The organism is Streptomyces sp. NPDC023838 (genome assembly GCF_040639555.1).
GTDB lineage: Bacteria > Actinomycetota > Actinomycetes > Streptomycetales > Streptomycetaceae > Streptomyces.
This window is the reverse complement of the sequence record NZ_JBFAAD010000035.1, coordinates 1-16,613: the sequence shown is the minus strand read 5'-3', so window position 1 is coordinate 16,613 and position 16,613 is coordinate 1. Positions and strand designations below refer to the sequence as shown.

The 16,613-nt window shown below is 65.7% G+C and carries 10 protein-coding genes and 2 pseudogenes; 6 read left to right on the top strand and 6 right to left on the bottom strand.

Annotation, left to right across the window (positions count from 1 at the left end; genetic code table 11):
- Window positions 1-77: 77 nt before the first annotated feature.
- Window positions 78-887: a hypothetical protein gene (locus tag AB0G17_RS30760; RefSeq protein ID WP_361389838.1), complete on the top strand. Its 810-nt coding sequence runs from the start codon at window positions 78-80 to the stop codon at window positions 885-887.
- Window positions 888-1,261: 374 nt separating this feature from the next.
- Here the strand turns inward: AB0G17_RS30760 and AB0G17_RS30755 are convergent, their stop codons facing one another.
- Window positions 1,262-1,552 (bottom strand): restriction endonuclease, encoded by a 291-nt coding sequence (locus tag AB0G17_RS30755; protein WP_361389836.1) that lies wholly within the window; start codon window positions 1,550-1,552, stop codon window positions 1,262-1,264.
- A gap of 836 nt (window positions 1,553-2,388) precedes the next feature.
- On the opposite strand from AB0G17_RS30755, the gene AB0G17_RS30750 reads away from it, so the two are divergent.
- Window positions 2,389-3,585: a tyrosine-type recombinase/integrase gene (locus tag AB0G17_RS30750; protein ID WP_361389834.1), complete on the top strand. Its 1,197-nt coding sequence runs from the start codon at window positions 2,389-2,391 to the stop codon at window positions 3,583-3,585.
- Between the two features lie 291 nt (window positions 3,586-3,876).
- Here the strand turns inward: AB0G17_RS30750 and AB0G17_RS30745 are convergent, their stop codons facing one another.
- Window positions 3,877-4,338, bottom strand: a complete 462-nt coding sequence (locus AB0G17_RS30745) for a helix-turn-helix domain-containing protein (RefSeq protein WP_361389832.1) — start codon at window positions 4,336-4,338, stop codon at window positions 3,877-3,879.
- Window positions 4,339-5,035: 697 nt separating this feature from the next.
- Here AB0G17_RS30745 and AB0G17_RS30740 point away from each other — a divergent pair.
- Window positions 5,036-5,515 (top strand): Haze protective factor 1, encoded by a 480-nt coding sequence (locus AB0G17_RS30740; RefSeq protein ID WP_361389830.1) that lies wholly within the window; start codon window positions 5,036-5,038, stop codon window positions 5,513-5,515.
- Window positions 5,516-5,567: 52 nt separating this feature from the next.
- Here AB0G17_RS30740 and AB0G17_RS30735 read toward each other — a convergent pair whose 3' ends face one another.
- Window positions 5,568-6,665 (bottom strand): NucA/NucB deoxyribonuclease domain-containing protein, encoded by a 1,098-nt coding sequence (locus AB0G17_RS30735; protein ID WP_361389828.1) that lies wholly within the window; start codon window positions 6,663-6,665, stop codon window positions 5,568-5,570.
- A gap of 1,479 nt (window positions 6,666-8,144) precedes the next feature.
- Between AB0G17_RS30735 and AB0G17_RS30730 the strand changes: the two genes are divergently transcribed.
- Window positions 8,145-8,699, top strand: coding sequence for a hypothetical protein (locus AB0G17_RS30730; protein WP_361389826.1), 555 nt, complete (start codon window positions 8,145-8,147; stop codon window positions 8,697-8,699).
- Between the two features lie 46 nt (window positions 8,700-8,745).
- Here AB0G17_RS30730 and AB0G17_RS30725 read toward each other — a convergent pair whose 3' ends face one another.
- Window positions 8,746-9,084, bottom strand: a complete 339-nt coding sequence (locus tag AB0G17_RS30725; protein WP_361389824.1) for an integrase core domain-containing protein — start codon at window positions 9,082-9,084, stop codon at window positions 8,746-8,748.
- Between AB0G17_RS30725 and AB0G17_RS30720 the strand changes: the two are divergent.
- Together AB0G17_RS30720 and AB0G17_RS30715 are read left to right on the top strand one after the other, a co-directional pair.
- Window positions 9,083-9,511: pseudogene (locus AB0G17_RS30720) on the top strand (transposase); the annotation flags it as partial. The gene AB0G17_RS30725 and the pseudogene AB0G17_RS30720 overlap by 2 nt on opposite strands.
- Before the next feature lie 50 nt (window positions 9,512-9,561).
- Window positions 9,562-9,992: pseudogene (locus AB0G17_RS30715) on the top strand (transposase); the annotation flags it as partial.
- Between the two features lie 342 nt (window positions 9,993-10,334).
- Here AB0G17_RS30715 and AB0G17_RS30710 read toward each other — a convergent pair.
- Window positions 10,335-10,793: a hypothetical protein gene (locus tag AB0G17_RS30710; RefSeq protein ID WP_361389822.1), complete on the bottom strand. Its 459-nt coding sequence runs from the start codon at window positions 10,791-10,793 to the stop codon at window positions 10,335-10,337.
- A gap of 66 nt (window positions 10,794-10,859) precedes the next feature.
- The gene (locus AB0G17_RS30705; RefSeq protein ID WP_361389820.1) at window positions 10,860-16,589 is read right to left on the bottom strand and encodes a polymorphic toxin-type HINT domain-containing protein; all 5,730 of its coding nucleotides are present in this window, start codon (window positions 16,587-16,589) and stop codon (window positions 10,860-10,862) included.
- Window positions 16,590-16,613 lie beyond the last annotated feature (24 nt).

Genomic DNA, 16,613 nt, shown 5'->3' with positions numbered 1-16,613 from the left:
GGGGACGCCGGACGCGCAGTGCCTCTACCCGCCGCTTCTCCCACGCGCATCGAGCGAGTTGAGAGACACTCCTGGGTATGGCGATCTCGGGGCCCTTGGCGGCCGAACTCATCCCTGATGGCAGTGACTTGGACGCTTTCAACGCCGCGTATCGGGCAGCGAAGAGGGCGCGGGTCCCATTCGTGTGTGTGCTGGCCGGCAGCCAAGGGACCTGGACGGCCAAGGTCGACGTGCTGACTGCGCCAGGCTGGGACGCCTCCCAGCGAAGTCTGGATCTTCTCGAGCAGGTCATCGTGGCTCTGGTGTCCAGAGATTCTGCGCGCACCGGGACGGTGGGACCGGAGTACTTCACGGTGACGGGGCTGGCGGGCGAGCTCGAGGCGCGCCGGGTCGCTGCGGCGGTACACGCCGCGCTCTACGGCGATCGGCTCCTCTTGGAGGCCCTGCTGCCGCCCGCGCCAGCCCCGACAGCTGACAGTGCGAACGCCGAGATTCCCCACCAGCCCAGGGTTCCAGGGTTCGAGCTCATCCGTCAGCACGCCCACGAGGCAACCACCTTGGACGATCTGGCTGGGCTGCTGGGTATGGCCGGAAGCGCGGTCGGAGAGCTGTCTATGCTCCTCGCGCGTGCCACAAAGCAGGTTCTGGTGCCCGACGAGGCGGAGAAGGCCCCCAGCAGCGAGCTGCCGTTCGACGGTTTGGTAGCAGCCTCCACGAAGGCTCTTCGTGCCGCCTATGACGCGACAGACCCAACCTCACTGCGAGCGGCGCAGTTCACCGCGCTGCTCGCCACACAGCACGCGCTGGAAGGAGCAGCACTCTCCTTGTCCGTCATGAACCGCCAAGCGACTGCAGCCGACACGGACGTGCCCGCCGAGTCGTCGTGAGGTCAAGCGAATCGTGCAGAACCGAGGCGGAGCGGTCGCTGCGTTGGGAGTTCGCCTGAACTTGCTGGCCACGCCTTGCCGCCCCCGACCAACTGACGCCCCGCGGACAACGATCAGATACCCTGCGCCGAGCAACCGGGGGGGGTGTCTCTATGTCCTTCGTCAAGGACGTGGTGCCTGGTATGCGGGTGTTTGCGATAGTCATGCGGCGAGGGTGACGGTGGGGGTTCTTGACTCGTAGAAGGTGCCGTCTCGGAGGACCAGGAGTATCAGGCAGCCCAGTGACTTCGCCCAGGCTGCGGTCTGCCCTCGTGGCTCAGGCGGCACGGGCCGGATTCTCCTTGGACTGTGTCCGACGGACGGGTGGAGGCACGTCAGGTGAGGATGTTGACGGCTTGGTACAGGTGGGTGCCATGCGCCCACTTCTTGATCTCGGCGCGGCCGAGAACGGTGATGTGGTGCTGGCGCGCGAACGCGGCAGCGGGCTCGGTGAACCCGGCGAGGCCGATCATGATGGCCACGTCGGCGCCGTGGTGGGGCCGCGCGGTGCCGTTGAACTGCTGCACATGCCCGGAGGTGACCCGTGCGCGGTAGCGTTTGCACTGGATGATGAACATGACACGGCGGTGAGCGGACCTTGGCCCGTGCTGTGATGCACAGGTCATGTCGTCGATTCCTGCCACGTACCCCTGGCCCACCACAATCACTACGGCCAGGCTCCTCTTGCGCCCCGCCGAACTCGTTGACGTGTGACGGGTCGGTGAGGCCGATCGAGGAGTCCATGCGGTCACCGATTTCGACGGAGCCGGGGGCTCTGGAAGCCGTTGGCTATCTCTCGCCGAGCCAGTATCGGCGAGGCGGGTGGTTTGGTTGTCGGGTGGATCGACGAGTCCTTCGCGATCTTGATCCAGGTTGCTGAAGCTTGATGGTCATGGGCAGATCGCCGGCGGCTCTGGCTGACAGCATCAGTGCTGGCAGCGGGGAGACGTTCAAGGGCGGACCTCTGTCTTGCACGCGTAGTAGTGCGCTCGCCGTGAAATACATGAGTGGGTGAGGCTGAGTGTTGCATTCCGGGATGGCAACGCGGTGCGATACCCGCGTCGTTGGTACTTCAATATGCGTTGCGACCTGCGCCCTCGAGTGGGTCACCGGCGACGGGTTGATTGGGTTCGACGCGCGCTCTGCCTTCCCTGTCCTGCGGTGCTGCCAGGCGGCCTCCTGAAGGAGGTCGCTATGACTGCGACGGGCAAGGTCTCGTCGTGCAGGGCGATACATAGCAGACGATCCCCGGTTAGCGAAACCGGGGATCGTCCCGAGTATTGAGGGTGTTCGCACGCGGCTGTGCTTGGCAGTAAGGCCGTAGCGGACGAAGCAGGCAGCGACGCAACCGCTGGACGAGGCGAGCGCTGTTGTCTGCTGCCCTGATGACTGCGGTGTCCCTTCGCTGAAAGGCAGCAATGGCGCCGCCAATGTGGAGTTTCCACGCCCTCAAGGAGAGTGAGTGATCCTGTCTCAACCGATCAAGAAGCTGCCGCCGAACGCGAAGGGCCAGGTCCGGTACCGGTTTGTGGTCGACGTCGGGACTGACCCGGTCACCGGGAAGCGCAAGCAGCTGACCCGTACCCTCGGGACGCTCAAGGAGGCGCAGGCTGAGTACGCACGTATTTCGGTCCGTCGCCACAATGGGGCGCTCGTGTCGCGCAGCAAGATGACCGTGAACGAGTGGCTCGATCAGTGGCTTGCCAAGAAGACGGAAGACCTGGAAGAAACCACGATCTCCACCTACAGGGTGACCCTGGACCGTGTCCGGGGCAGGCTTGGGCACATCCGGCTCCAAGAGCTCACCGAGGACGATGTCGAAGCATGGATGCAGTGGGCGCTTCGTGAGGGCCGCGTACGTGCCACGAAGGCTGGCCCCGGTCTAGGGGTGACCTCAGTAGAGATGTCGCTCACGCGGCTGAAGGAAGCTCTCAACCGGGCAGTGTCTCGCCGCCTGGTCGCGGTGAACGTGGCCCAGGAGGTCAGGATCCCCCGAAAGGTGCGCAAGGCAGAGCGGCAGGCTAAGGCCGCGGTACGGCCCTGGAGTGTCACGGAGGTTCATGCCTTCGTACGGGCGGTGAGGGACCACAGGCTGTACGCCCCGCTCCTCCTGTCCTTGATGGGACTGCGCCCGGCGGAGGTGTGCGGCATGCGTTGGACCGATCTGGACTTGGACGCGGCCACCCTGGCCGTTGCCAATACGCGCACGCTGATGGGGAACAAGACCGTGGTCGAGAAGGACACGAAGTCGCTCGCCGGGGCACGGGACCTCCCGCTGCCGGCTCCGGTGAGAGAGGCCCTCCGGAGGTTCAAGGCGGCCCAGGCTGTTGAAAAGCGGGCGACTGGGCAGGCGTACGAAGACAGCGGGTACGTGCTGGTGGACGAACTCGGGACGCCGCTCACCGTGAAGCAATTGCGTGAGCAGGCGTACAAGGTCATGGCCGAGAGCGCGCTGCGGCGGGTCCGTTTGTACGATGCCCGCGCGAGTTGCTTCACCTACCTGGCGAACAATGGGGTTCCTGACCATCTCCTCGCCCGCTGGGCGGGGCACACCGATGTGAGGACCACGAAGCGCTGGTATGTGAAGCCGGACGTGGAAGACCTCCGCTCGGCGGCGGATGTCTGGAGTGGTCTGACCCCTGTCGTGAGAGAAATGTGAGACGTGGGAGCGTGGTCGGGTGAGTGAGACGACTGCGAATACCCTGCAATACCGCGTTGACGGGCCAGAAGACGCTCCAGTTCTGGTTCTGGGCCCCTCCCTCGCGACAACATGGCACAAGTGGGCTAATCCGTCTTATGGGGTCCAGGGGGTCCAGCTCAGGGGCGTATGTGCAGGTCAGGGCCTTGTGGTCCAGAGGTGTCGACGTGGTTGGTGATTTTTTCGTGACTCGTGTGACTCGCAGAAGCCCCCGCCGGATCGGGTCCGGCGGGGGCTTCTGCATGCAGCGGGTCACGCTGGCACGGAGTCTGTGTTGTGGGTTCCACTGTACTCGGGCTGGCCGCTGTCGAGGACGCGGAGCAAGGATGCGGTGACGACGCGTGTGCTGCGGCCGATGCGCAGTAGGCGGCAGGGGAACTGCCCGCGGCGGACGAGGTCGTAGCCCTTCGCCCTGGAGAACCCGAAGGCCCGGGCAGCGTCTTCGACGCTGCCGGTTCCGCCCCAGGTGGCGCGGATCTGCTCGGGGCTGTGCTGGGCGTCCGTATTCGATATCGCGTCGTTCTGGCTGTGCATGTGTGACTCTTCGGTTCCTTTCGAGACGGCTTCGGCCGGGCCTGCTGGTTCGTCGGCGATGGTCTGGTAAACGACGTACTCGGGGCGCGACAAGCAGGCGTCGGCTGGGGCGTGCCCTACGACCGGTTTGGCCTGTACTTGAACCTGCCAGGCGTGGCCAGGATCGGTCGGCTCACTCACCTGCTGCGATGGCTGGACAGCGGCCCGGCATCACACCTGACATAACGACGCGCTCGCGGTGCGCCACACTCTGCCCACAGTCCCGCAAAACCAGGGCGGCGACAATCGACGACGAGGAGATCCAGGTGCAACGGCACGAGGAGAAGTGGCTCGACTACTTCGCTGGGGAGGGGTACAGGGCGGTCGAGCCGCTGGGCTCGGGCATGGCCGAACCGGGCGCTCAACTCCCGGTCGATCCTGGCCTCCGTGTCCTGGGCGCCAGGACCGTACATGTCGAAGACGCTGGCGGTCACGGCGGCGTCGAACGCGGCGTCCCCCGCCGTCGAGAAGAATCCGTCCTGCGGGCCGTCCAGGCCGATGCTGATCGCTACTGGCATGCCGACGGCCAGGGACCGCGCGGCTACACCGCCGACAACGAACTCTCCCGCAGACCGCCCCTCGACTACGCACCAGAGTGGTGCCGGAAGCCCCGATGGGTAATGCCTTTGGTTTCCAGTACCTGCCCGTAGACCCGGAGCGCGGCCCGCAGGGCGACGAACACCGCAGCCGGTGACGGCAGGGTGGAGCGCGGTTGCATCGGCCACTGCTCTCCGCCGAAGCCGGGCGCGCCGTGTGGTCCGGCGCTTCAGCGCTGCACTGTCGCATCGTGCCCTCACGGTCGGCCCGGCCTGAAGTTCCGTGCAGTTATGGTGAGTTCATGGCGAAAGATGCTGTCACCGAGGTGGCGGGTGCCGTGCCGGTGGAGCGTTCGGTCTTCGGGCTGGACGAAATGCGCAGGCCGGGCGAGCCGGAGCGGCCGTTTTGGACGGAGCTCCCCATGGGCGGCGATCCGGTGGTGGTGGGGGTCTGCACGGTCAGGATTCTCAGCAACGCCCCGTCGCACGAGGCGCTGGTGGAGCTGGAGGTCCGTGACCAGCCTCCTCCCCAGCCAGGGCCGGAGTTCGTGCCGCTCGGCGAATGGGCGTACACGAGCGGCAGCGGCCAGGTGATCCTGTGCAGTCTTGACGGCCCTGAACTGCGGCTCGATCTTGCGGCAGACACTGCCTACGTACTGCGGGTGTGGCGCAAGGGAGGCGAGAGCGCCGCTGAACGGTTTGAGGAGCTGGCCGGGAGTGTCTATCCGGTCACCGGGTTGGAGGAGTACCGCTTCCTCTTCACTCCCGTTCCTGGGGCGTGATAGGAGGGAGGCTCCCCTGCTGTGAGGGGAGCCTCCTGGTGGCGGTGGGGTGTTACTGGACGAGCACGCCGTAGGCGTCGCCGTCGAGGATGCGGTCCTTCCCGTACCAGGTGCTCAGCCGGGCGCCGGCGGTGGAGTTGTCGGTCTGGCGGACGTAGCGTACGGAGAAGTTCCCGTCACCCTTGCCCGCCCCTTCCTTCGTGGAGGCGAAGGGGAACTCGTCGCACTGCTCCCCGGGGTCGTGGGTGAGTCCGGCGCAGGCCCGGTCCTTGGCTGCTTTGTTCTTCTTCGTGACGTCCTCCGACGCGGCATCGAACTTGGGGAAGTTGCGGTGCAGCGGCTTCCATTCACCGTTCCAGATGTTGCCCGGGATGTCTTTGTCGAATTTCCGCGGGTAGGTCAGGGTGGGTGCGTGGAGCGCGACGAAGATGTGGCCGGCTACCTCGGTGACGGCCTGGTCGCTGCGGTCGTAGCTGAACCACGGAACTGTCCGGTCGAATATGGCTCCCTTCACTCCGTACTGGGCGAGGTAGGAAGCTGAGTCGAACCGGTATCCCGCCTCGGGGTTCTCGCTCCAGGGGGTGTCTCCCTTGGGGCTGTCCACCCGGTAGTGGCTGCGCGACTGGCAGACCGCCACCCTGTCGATGCGGGTGGGGTCTCCCGTGCTCTCGGGTGAGGTCACCTCGTAGCGGACGACCTTGCCTTCCCACGCGAGCACGAGGTCGGAGCGGGATCCTCCGTCCGGATTGACCATCCCCACGGTGCACCGATTGGTGGTGCTGGGGGACAGGGTCAGCTCGGCGCCGCTCCCGTCGTAGATGCCGCTGGCGGTCACTTCCGTGGTCTTGATGTTGATGCCGGCGGTGCGCTCGGAGTTCGAGCCGTCCCCCACCTCGGTCTCCAGGAAGCGGACCTGGCTTTCGACTCTTCCCTTCCCGTCGAGTTTGGTGACGGTGTTGTAGCCCCATCGGCAGAAGTTGAAATGGTCGATGACGATGCCGGTCAGAGTGTGGCCGCTCGCGTTGCGGTTGCAGGCCGCGAAGTCGATGATGCCGCCCGACATCCTGAACTTCGGCTGCGCGGCGGGCCCCGTGCCGTCGGACCCGTAGGTCTGACCGCTCTGCCTGGCTAATCGCCCTTCGTTCTCCACACTGGTGTCTGCCCCCGGCGCAGGGGCGGGGGCGGTGGTGCCAGTCATGTCTGACTGGCGCGTGCCTTCCGTTGCATCCGGTGCGTACAGGGCGCCGACCGGTAATAAGGGGACGGGGCGGTCGGAGCGGGTCCAGACGATGGATCCCTCGGTGGTCGGGGTCTGGGCCGCATGCGCGGCGGGAGCGAGCGTCCCGCCGATCAGAGTAGACAACCCGAGGGCAGCCCATAGGACATGGCGTGCTGGCACTGCGATACCTCCTGGCTTCGAAGACGTGTGCGGCCGTGCGCCGCGACAGCTAGGAAGCTACCGAAGACAGCACGATATTTTGCGACAAGTGTTCGAGTTGCGGGAGTGTGCCTCGCTTTTCGGAACCCGGGTGCGGCGATGAGAGGCGACGCTGACCTTGCCATCCAACGCCGGTGGCGTGACTCCCCTTGGGATACAGGGCTGGCGGACGGTGCGGTCGTGATACCAAGGCGAGCGCGTTCGTGGCCTTAATGCGGAATGGCAGATTCCTCGCGGTCCAAGTCGAAAGCACCCGGCATGTGTCCTCCGGGCACCGCAGCTGCCCGTGGGTGCCGTCTACCGGGGGATAGGCCGACACCCAGGCCGTGGCCGCGAGGTGGAGCAGCGCCTGTCCGAGCTGATCGGGCGGCATTGCCCCGAGTTGCCTGCCATGGCGGGGGTCGGGCCGCAGAGCGCGACCGTTGTGTCGATCAGGATCGGGGGCAACACCGACCGCTTGCGCAGTGAAGCGGCGTTCGCTGTCTCGTGCGGAGGCAAGCCCTGTTGAGTATTCCTCGGCAGCAGATGCGATCGCCGACTCAACCGGGTTGGTGACCGGTTAGGCCAACGCCGCTCTGTACCGGATCGTGCTGACCCGACTGCGCTGAGATCCGCGCACTCACGCGTACTACGAGCGGTGTGTGGCCGAAGGAAAGACCCGGCGCGAGATCCGCTGCCTGAAAAACGCTACGTTGCCTGGGAGGTCTTCCACATCATCGTCAGGCTCATACCCGCACGACCCAGGCATAGAGACCCAGCAGAGTGCCGCCACACTGGGCCCCGCCAACTGGAAGCCACTGGTCGTCGCCGAGGACCTTGAACGGACCTACCTCTTCGCACGCGCCTGTCCTTGCGAGGACGCCCCGAACCGGACAGCAAGCGGTTCCCTGGCAACCTGATCCGCCCCTACTGCACAGCCAGACCCTACGCATGGCGGCGGAAGTTCGAGACGGGAAGGGACAGCAGTCTGAGGCCCTTCGGCACATTGCGGGCCCACCTCGAGGCACCCAAGGCCCAGGGCGTCGAAGCCGTCAACTAGCCCAGGCGATCAGCTCAACGGCATCCCGCTCTTCGAGTCCCCGTACGACCCACGCCCTGGGGCGGGCCAGCCTGGCCAAGGCCCCGAGGCAGACCGGCTCGTGTCCGGGCAGTCGGCTTACAGGAAGTCGTCGTCACGGGAGCATGGGGCCCATGCCCAATACCTTGTGGACCATTTCGGTGGCGGCCGTCACCGCTGTCGTGACCGCCATCGCGACTGGCCTGTTCGTCACCCCGCGGCTGGACGCCCGCAAGAAGCGGATCGGGGAGGCTCACGCCGCCCGGGACACCTTCAACGCCCACCTGGGGACGGTCCTTTCGGCGTGCACGCGCCTGCGGGCGCTTCCGGCGGACGATCCGGCCTGGACGCCCGTGCTGCGTGAGCGGCTGAGGGGCGAGCGGGAGCGATGGCTGCAGCAGGTCGACGACGCCACCCGGTGGATGGTCGACCACGTTGAGACGTACGCGGGCGGATGGGCTCTGCGCCGGCACATCGAGTTGGCCGTTGGCTACGCCGGCTGCGCCCGGATGCTGATGCTGTCCGAGCGGCAAGAGTGCACCAAGTTGGAGCTGCTGGCCATGCTGACCTTGCCGGTCCAGCGCCAGTTCTTCGGCTTCTGGTGGTCCCGCCTACGGTACTACGGGGACGACCGGCGGACTTTCGACGAGACCCGCGCCCGACTCCTCGGTGAGCCCACTGGTCCGTAGGCCGCGTGAGCATGTTCCGCTTTGACGGACACCACTGGTGTGGTGGTCAGGCTGCGAGTGCGGTCTCGTACTCCGCGGGGCTGAGGTAGCCGAGGCTGCTATGCAGTCGGTGCAAGTTGTACCAGCCTTCGATGAAGTCGAAGATCGCGGTGCGGGCGGCGGCCCGGCTGGGCCAGGCGGAGGTGCCGAGCAGTTCGCGTTTGATGGTCGAGAAGAACGACTCTGCGAGCGCGTTGTCCCAGCACTGGTCGGTGCGGCCGACCGAAAGCCGGACCCCGAACTGGGCTGCCAGGGAGGAGAATTGCTGGCTGGTGTATTGACATCCGCGATCCGAATGGAAGATCACGGGATGGGTGGGGCGACGCTGCTGGCAGGCGGCTGTCATCGCGAGCCGGTTTCGTTAGCACGAACTCGCACCAGTGATCACCAGCCTGCCCGGGATCGACCCCCTTCTCGGAGCCGAGTTTCTGGCGGCCACCCACGGAGACCTGGCGTTCTTCGCCACCTCCGACCGCCTGGCAGGCTTCGCCGGCCTTGCTCCCGCGCCTCGGGATTCCGGACGCGTCAGCGGCAACCTCCACCGGCCAAAGCGATATCACCGCGGACTGCAATGGGTCTTCTACACATCCGCCGTCATCAGCATCCGCAACTGCGCGGAGTCCCGTCGGTTCTACGACCGCAAGAGAGCGGAAGGAAAGCGGCACACCCAAGCCGTGCTGGCCCTCGCCCGCCGACGAGTCAACGTCTTGTGGGCGCTTCTGCGTGACAAACGGTGCTACCAAGCCATACCGCCCGTCACTACAGCGGCTTGACAACAACCTTGGGAAGTGTCGTACATGGTCAGTTGGCAGTTGTGCTGGACATGGGGAGTGGACGGTGGGGATGGATCGTTCCGGACGGCTTGTGGGAGTTGGCAAGGCCGTTGCTGCCGGCGCCGCGAGTTCGTCCGCAGGGTGGCGGGGTCGCGAACATCGATGATGAGGCGGTGTTTGCCGCGATCATCTACGTGCTGGTCAGCGGCTGTGCCTGGCGGGCGTTGCCGCCGTGCTTCGGAGCGTCGAAGTCGACCGTGCACCGCCGCTTCGCCATCTGGTCCCGTGCCGGAGTCTGGGGCCGACTGCATCAGAAGGTCCTCCAACTCCTGGATGAGCAGGGCCTGGTCGACCTGTCACGTGCGGTCCTCGATTCCGCCCATGTGAGGGCTAAAAAGGGGGCGAACTTGCAGGTCCGAGCCCCGTGGACCGAGGTAAGCCCGGTTCCAAGATGCATGTCCTGTCCGACGCGAACGGACTGCTTCCACGCGTTCATCCCGGTCGGCGCCTGCTGGCTCGACCTGCAAGAAGGCTGATGGCCGCCTGTTCCGCAAGGCCGCCCTGGCCGGCCGCTCCTTCTGTGTCCACGACGACATCACAGAGGTGACCACGGTGGCCACCGCCCAGCTCAACGCCCGCGCCAAACCCCGGATCTGGGGGCGTCCCGCCCCGCCGACACGCATCCTCCGGCGCCGTTTTGAGTACCGCTTTTGAGGAACCCAGCAATAGGGGACCGTTAGCACGACCTCGGCCCCTGCCACCCCGAACAACAGCATATCGGTCACTTTGCTGGGCACGTGCACACACAACCTACCCGCATCATTCAGTCGTAGTAACCAGGCCGCGCTAGCAAAACTGACTGAAAATAGTACCCTTCCTCATCGTGCTCACTTTCTGCGACAAATGGGCGCCAAAGGGCAACGAGCAGTGAAGGGGCGATGATTGAGCACCCTTCTTCCTCTTCTGCAATTTCAGTGAATCGCCCGAGTCGCTCGACGACGATCTCAGCTGACGCACCGAAGAGATCGATTCCTTCCAAGGTAACAGAGACGCCGTGATGAGGCTTAAAAACCTCAATTGCGTTTACCAGGCGATGTGAATCTAGGTGGGTGTGTATGCTCAGGCCGCTCACATAATTCGCCTGACCTCGCACGGGAACCAGGGACTCGTTTGCCCCTTGGAATCCCTCAATCGAGTGCAGGGCCGATTCGGCCTCGTCAATCGTCATGCCCAAAACGACTGGACCGACCCTGTCTGGAGGGCTTACCTGCAGAATCACCATGAACTCCTGATACGTCCCGACGCGTGTGGGCCAGGCTTGCCTGGCCCACACGGTGCAGCCTCGATCCTAGCCAACCCGACTAGGGATCGTCCTCAAAGCTTGGTAGTCTGGGTTATTTGTCATTTCGTTCAGCATTTGACTGATCGCGTCATCGTATTTTCCGCCGAATCTAGCTCGAATATCATCGATATCCATTTGTACGGCCTCATCGACTCGCCCGCCATTGATCAACTCTTGCTGTCGCATCCGCCACGCCTTCGACGCCATGGAACTACCCGTGGAATAGACGTCTCTGTGGTCCAGGTAGTCCATTCGAACGGCTGGGCCTGTTCGGTATCCAAGATGCGCCTTCGCAATCGAAGCCGGGGGGACGTGATTGATCTCAGTTCCGGGGTAGTTATTTCCGGTCGCTGAATCCTTGAGATCCTTGTACTTGCCACCCTCGTAATCATGTCCCGGATCCGCCCTATCTTGCCCACCAGGGCCGCACTTGTTGTGCACGAGGACCGCTGTGGCGCCAGCCAGCACATAGTACGTGTGGAGTTCGGCGACGGTGAGGTTGTGCATGTCGGCTGCGCCGGTGACCTTGTGGATCGCAACGAGGGCGGCTCGATGCCCCCTGTCAGTGGTCAGTGTGTGACCGGTCTGGAGCTTGCCTGCCGGCACCCAGCCCCGGTCAGTGGCGTCCCAGAAGGGGTGCTTGGAGGTGGTGTGAAGAGTTGCGGTCTTGCCGTCGTCTCCTTGGACGTCGATGTCGACCAAGTCCCGGTCGTAGTTGACGAGCTTCGCCGTGACCTCGCGTGGTCCAGCATCCTTGCCGGTGGCCGGGTCTGCGGCCTCGACCTTGTCGCCAACCTTGATGGTTCCGATCGACTTGGTCTTGCCCTGGTCCATCAGCACCAAGGTGTCGGGGGTGAAGCTGCACCCATCAACTTCGGTGCCCTCCTCCAGTGCCTTAGGTGCGGGTTCCGGGCTGTCGTGGGTACCGGTGTCCGGCTTGCTCGGCTTGGCGCCGTCGGCGGGCTTGCCGGGGTCGGGCTTTGCCGGGGGTGTGCCCGCGGCCGGGTCGTCGCCGCGGAGCATTCTCTTGAGGGTGTCCAGAACACTCTCGCCGGCTTCCGCGCCCGCTCTGAATGCCTTGTAGCTCTTGACGAATTTGACGAGCGAGTAGCCGTCCGCGGCAATCGCTCCGACGAAGCCGGTGATTTCGCCCGAGATGTACGGCTTGCCCTTGGCATCGACCCCGAAGAGATCGGCGAGTGGATGGCCGTCCGAGTGCCAGGAGTTGTGCGGCGTCTGCAGGTAGCTGGGCGGACCTTGGTAGCCGGTCCAGTCGTTGAAGAGTTCGTTCTCGCCGTTCCAGATGCTGGAGACCGAGTTCCCGAAGGATCCCAGGCCGTTGACTCCCCAAGCCCAGGGTTCGCCAACGAAGGAGTCACCGACGCCGGTGAAGAACGAGCCGACATCTCCCCATGAGGGCCAGGAGATCAGGCCGCTGGGGTCGCTGGAGTTGATGGGGTCGTTGCCGGCGTAGGTGTAGCCGCCCATCTGGTTGGGATCGCCGGCCTCAAGCACCGGGTCGACACTGAGGAAGCGTCCCAGAGCGGGGTCGTAGTTGCGGGCACCCAGCAGGTCGAGGCCGCTGGCAGTGTCAACCGGCTTGCCCAAGTAGCCGCGGTTGTCAATCCAGTTGGCCGGGGTGGTACCGCGCGGCGCCCCGTACGGGTCGTAGGCGCGGCGGGTGATGGCGAGGCTGGAGGCGTCGACTTGGAGTTGGGCGGTTTTCTGGGGGTTGGTGGGCTGGTAGGTCAGGGTGCCGGCGGAGGAGCGGGTGAGGCGGGTGCCGTCGGGGCTGGTGTAGTAGCGCAGACCCGCGACCTTGTCGGTGGCCTTGGTGAGGGTGAGCTGCTCGGCGCCGCCGAAGAGGTAGAGGACGTTGGCGTCCGCGCCCTTCTGGACGAGTAGGTTGCCGTCGGCGTCGTAGAGGTAGGTGGAGGTCTGGGTGCCGCCGCCTGCCTTGGGTGTGGTGACGGTGTCGGTGCGGCCTTCGGTGCTGTAGGTGAGGGTCTGGGTGGTGGCTGTGGCGGTGCCGGTCTTGGTGTCGCGGCTGGTGGTGTTGCCCGCGGCGTCGTAGTGCGGAGTGAGGGTGGTGGTTCCGCTCGAGCCGGTGGTGGTGATGCTGGTAACGGTGTTGGGACGGGCGGCCTGCGCGGTGCCGCCGCCGGGGTACGTGCTGGTCTGGACGGTGTTCTTGAGCGCGTTGCCGGTGGTGTCGTGCTTGACCTGCTGGGTGCGGTCGCCGAGCAGGTTGTAGGTGAAGGACTGCCAGTACGGGGCCGGACCGCCCAGCGTCGCGGCGGAAGGCGTGCTGGTGTTGCAGTTTGCGATCTGCCCGGTGGCCGGGGAAGTGGTGCCCTTGGTGTCGGTCCATGCCTCGGCGAGCCGGTTCAGGCCGTCGTAGGCGAAGCACTGGGTGTCGGTGCCGGTGGTCGTGCCGCCGAATGACTGGACATCGACGGTGGTGGAGAGGTTTCCGGCCTGGTCGTAGCCATAGGTGGTGGCGTCGATGGGGTTGGTGCTGCTGGTCTGCAGGCTGACCGTGTTGGTGGCCAGGCGACCGGTGGCCTGGTCGTAGGACTGAGCGGTGCGCAGCTGCTTGCCGTACAGGCCGTAGGTGGACTGGATGACCTGGCCGAGCGGTGTGTAGAGGGTCTTGTCGAGGTAGGGGGCCAGGTCGGAGCCGGTTTCGACGAGGCCGCCCTGGAGGTTGTAGCCGTAGCCGACACTCTCGGCGGGCAGTCCACCGTCCGCGTCGTAGGTGGTGGACTGCAGCAGCCCGACGCGCGGGGTGTACGCGGCGCTGGTGCTGTACGTGCCGGCGAGTTTGCCTTCGGCAGCCGGAATGACGGTGGTGGTCCCGGTGGGCTGGTAGGCAGTGTTGTAGCCGTTGACCTTCTTGACGTAGGCGCTGCCGTTCGCGCCGCCGACGTAGCGGGTCGAGGCGGTCGGGTAGCCCTTGGCGAGGGTGTCGTAGGTCCAGGCGGTGAGTTGCTTGGCCGGGTCGGTGGTGCTGGTTCCGTCGTAGAGGCCGGTTTTGCGGCCGAGTCCGTCGTAGGTGTAGGAGAGGGTCTGCCCGCGGCTGTCGGTGCTCTGGGTGAGTCGGCCCTGCTGGTCGTAGCTGTAGCTGCTGGCGCCCGCGTCGGGGTCGGTCTGGCTCGTCTTCCGTCCCAGCAGGTCGTAGCTGTAGGACCAGGTGTTGCCGAGGGCGTCGCGGATCGACTCCGTCTTGCCCGCCGCCGTGTAGGTGTAACTGGTCGTGACATCCGCCGCTGCGGCCTTGCCCTGAGTGCCCGAGTTCCAGACGCTCTTGCCTGCGGCGTTGTAGATCTGGATGCTGGCGTCGCTGCGCACCAGGGTGTACGCGCCGGTCGTGCCGGTGGTGCCGCTCCCGGAGTTCCACAGGACGGTGCCGGTGGTGCTGTTGACCACGAGGCTGCCGTCGGTGCGGACCGTGGCACTGGCTCCGGGGTTTCCGCCGGTGTTGGACTGCCACAGGGTCTGCCCGCTGGCGATGCCGGTCAGGACGAGGTTGCCGTCGGGCTGCATGGTCAGGCGGACGCTGTTGGAGGCGACCTGGCTGCCCGAAGCGATGACGGTTCCTGCCGGCAGCTTGCGGTCCGGGGTGGTGTCCTTCAGACGGGTGGCGGTCGTCCGGCCCTGGGCGTCGGTGTAGGTGACGCTCGGCTGCCCGCCGCCCGGCGGGGTGGCCTCAGTACGGTCGGCACCCGGGTAGGTGGTGGTGGACTCCCAGAGCTTGACTGCCCTGGACCACTGCTGGTTGGCGACCGCGCGGCCCTGTCCGTCGTAGACGGTACGGGTCTGGGACGGGACCGTGTTCTCCTTCTCCACCCACATCGTCGTGGAGGGCGCCGTGGTGGGGTCGGAGTAGGCGGCGATGCTGGAGACGGTCCAGCCGTGGCTGTCGTAACCGGTGGAGGAGATCAGCCGGCCGGCCGAGTTGTCGGCTGTGGAGGTCTGCTGCTGGCGGGTGCGCAGCAGTCCGTCGTAGATCGAGATCGCCGTGCTGTATGTCTCGTCCTCGCGCAGGGTCTGCGTGGTGACGGTGTTCGGGTCGGGACTGTCGCTGCTGCCGTGAACGGCATAGCTGAACTTGCGGTCCGCGCTCTGCTTCGACTTGTCCCGCCCCGGCAGCCACACCTGAGTGCGGCGGCCCAGCGCGTCATAGGTCATGTCGGTGATGCGGCTGTTCGCATCAACCGACTGGGTGGTCAGACCGCGCCCCGGATCGACGGCGACGCTGGAGGTCCAGCCGAAGGGCTGCGGGTAGGTCGTGGTGACCTTGGTTGGCAGGATCCCGCTGCTTGGGGAGTAGTCGGTGGTGGTGGCCTGCGAGGCAGAGTCAAGCGTCTTGACGGTCCGCCCGTAGTCGTCGTACCTCAGGGCTCCGAGTGTCTGATAGACGGGGTTGCCGGAGTCGTCGTACTTGGTCACTGCCTGGGTGGCGGTGACGTATCCCAGCGAGTGCGACTTGTCGTCCGAGGCCCAGGTCTGGCCGAGCTTGCCGTAGGTGCCGGGGTTGGAGACGCTGCCGTCGCCGTCGTAGAAGAGCCGCTTGTGGCTGAGAGTGGTCTTGCTGTCCGGCTTGGTGTCGCAGCCACCGGTCACGTCCAGCGTCTCGCTGGGGTAGGTGAGCATCATCGGGTTGCCGGACGGGGCGTCGGCGTAGCTCGTGATGGTGCAGTGTTCTTGCTTGGGGTCGGAGATGTCGCCCTTGTCGTCGACCTGCTGCACACGCCCGTAGCTGTCGTACTCCGAGATGGCCTTCTTGGTGCGCCAGCTGCCGTCGGCGAGCAGCTCCATGGTGCGGTTGGTGACCGAGGTGGTGCGGCGCGCGGTGAGGTCCGGCAGCGTCGACAGGGTGTCCGGGGCTGGGTCCTTGGACGTCCAGGCCGTACGGGAACTGCTCGCGGTCGTCGTCGCGGTGAGCGGGCCGTTGATCGTCTTGCTGACGGGGATGCCGCTCGCGTTGCTGTAGACGACGGTTTCGAGGGTGGCGCCGGCCAGCCAGTTGCTGTCGGTCACCGCGGTGTCGTCGACGGAGTTCTTGATGGAGACGGACCGCTTGGTGCCGTCCTTCTTGTAGTCGCCGTCCATCCCCTGCAGATAGGTGGAGACGGACTTGGTGACCGGGTCCGGTGCCGTGCCGGTGGTGGTGGTGACGGTGCGGTAGCCGCGGAAGTCGCTCCAGTCGCGGTACTGGTCGTCTGTGAGGTCGGAGTCGTCGCGGTGCCAGGCCGCGCCGCCGCCGTAGCTGTAGTTGGTGACCTTGGGCGGGGAGTTGGCCTTGGTCAGGTCGCTGTCGGTGACCTGGACGACGAGCGTCTTGTGGAACCAGTCGTCGATCGGAGTGATGGCTCCCGAGGGGTTCCAGTGCACGGGATAGCAGGCCATGGTGTTGCTGTCCGCGGCGGACGGCATGGTGTGGTTGACCCGCGAGCACTCCGGATTGCGGTAGGTGACCGCGATGGACTCGCCGCTCTCGGTGCGGATGCTGGAGATCCGCGGGTGGTACAGCGGCGGAGCGCCCGGCTCGAGGCCGTCGACCCGGTTGTCCATCTCGATGCCGGTGAAGGTGACGGGGTCCAGGGTGAGCGGACCGCTGCCGCCCGCGCTCGTGTCGAGACCGGTGTGCTGGATGGAGGAGAGCCACATGACCGACTGCAGCTTTCCGGCGTTCTTCGGGTCGGTGGTCTTGCCGGTGACCGGGTCGATCACCCCGCCCGCGTCGGAGAAGACGTG

Bases quoted from the DNA above. Each gene is read 5' to 3' on its own strand.
- AB0G17_RS30730 (WP_361389826.1), top strand. From the start codon at position 8,145: ATGCCCAATACCTTGTGGACCATTTCGGTGGCGGCCGTCACCGCTGTC.
- AB0G17_RS30710 (WP_361389822.1), bottom strand. From the start codon at position 10,793: ATGGTGATTCTGCAGGTAAGCCCTCCAGACAGGGTCGGTCCAGTCGTT.
- AB0G17_RS30755 (WP_361389836.1), bottom strand. From the start codon at position 1,552: ATGACCTGTGCATCACAGCACGGGCCAAGGTCCGCTCACCGCCGTGTC.
- AB0G17_RS30740 (WP_361389830.1), top strand. From the start codon at position 5,036: ATGGCGAAAGATGCTGTCACCGAGGTGGCGGGTGCCGTGCCGGTGGAG.
- AB0G17_RS30760 (WP_361389838.1), top strand. From the start codon at position 78: ATGGCGATCTCGGGGCCCTTGGCGGCCGAACTCATCCCTGATGGCAGT.
- AB0G17_RS30725 (WP_361389824.1), bottom strand. From the start codon at position 9,084: ATGACAGCCGCCTGCCAGCAGCGTCGCCCCACCCATCCCGTGATCTTC.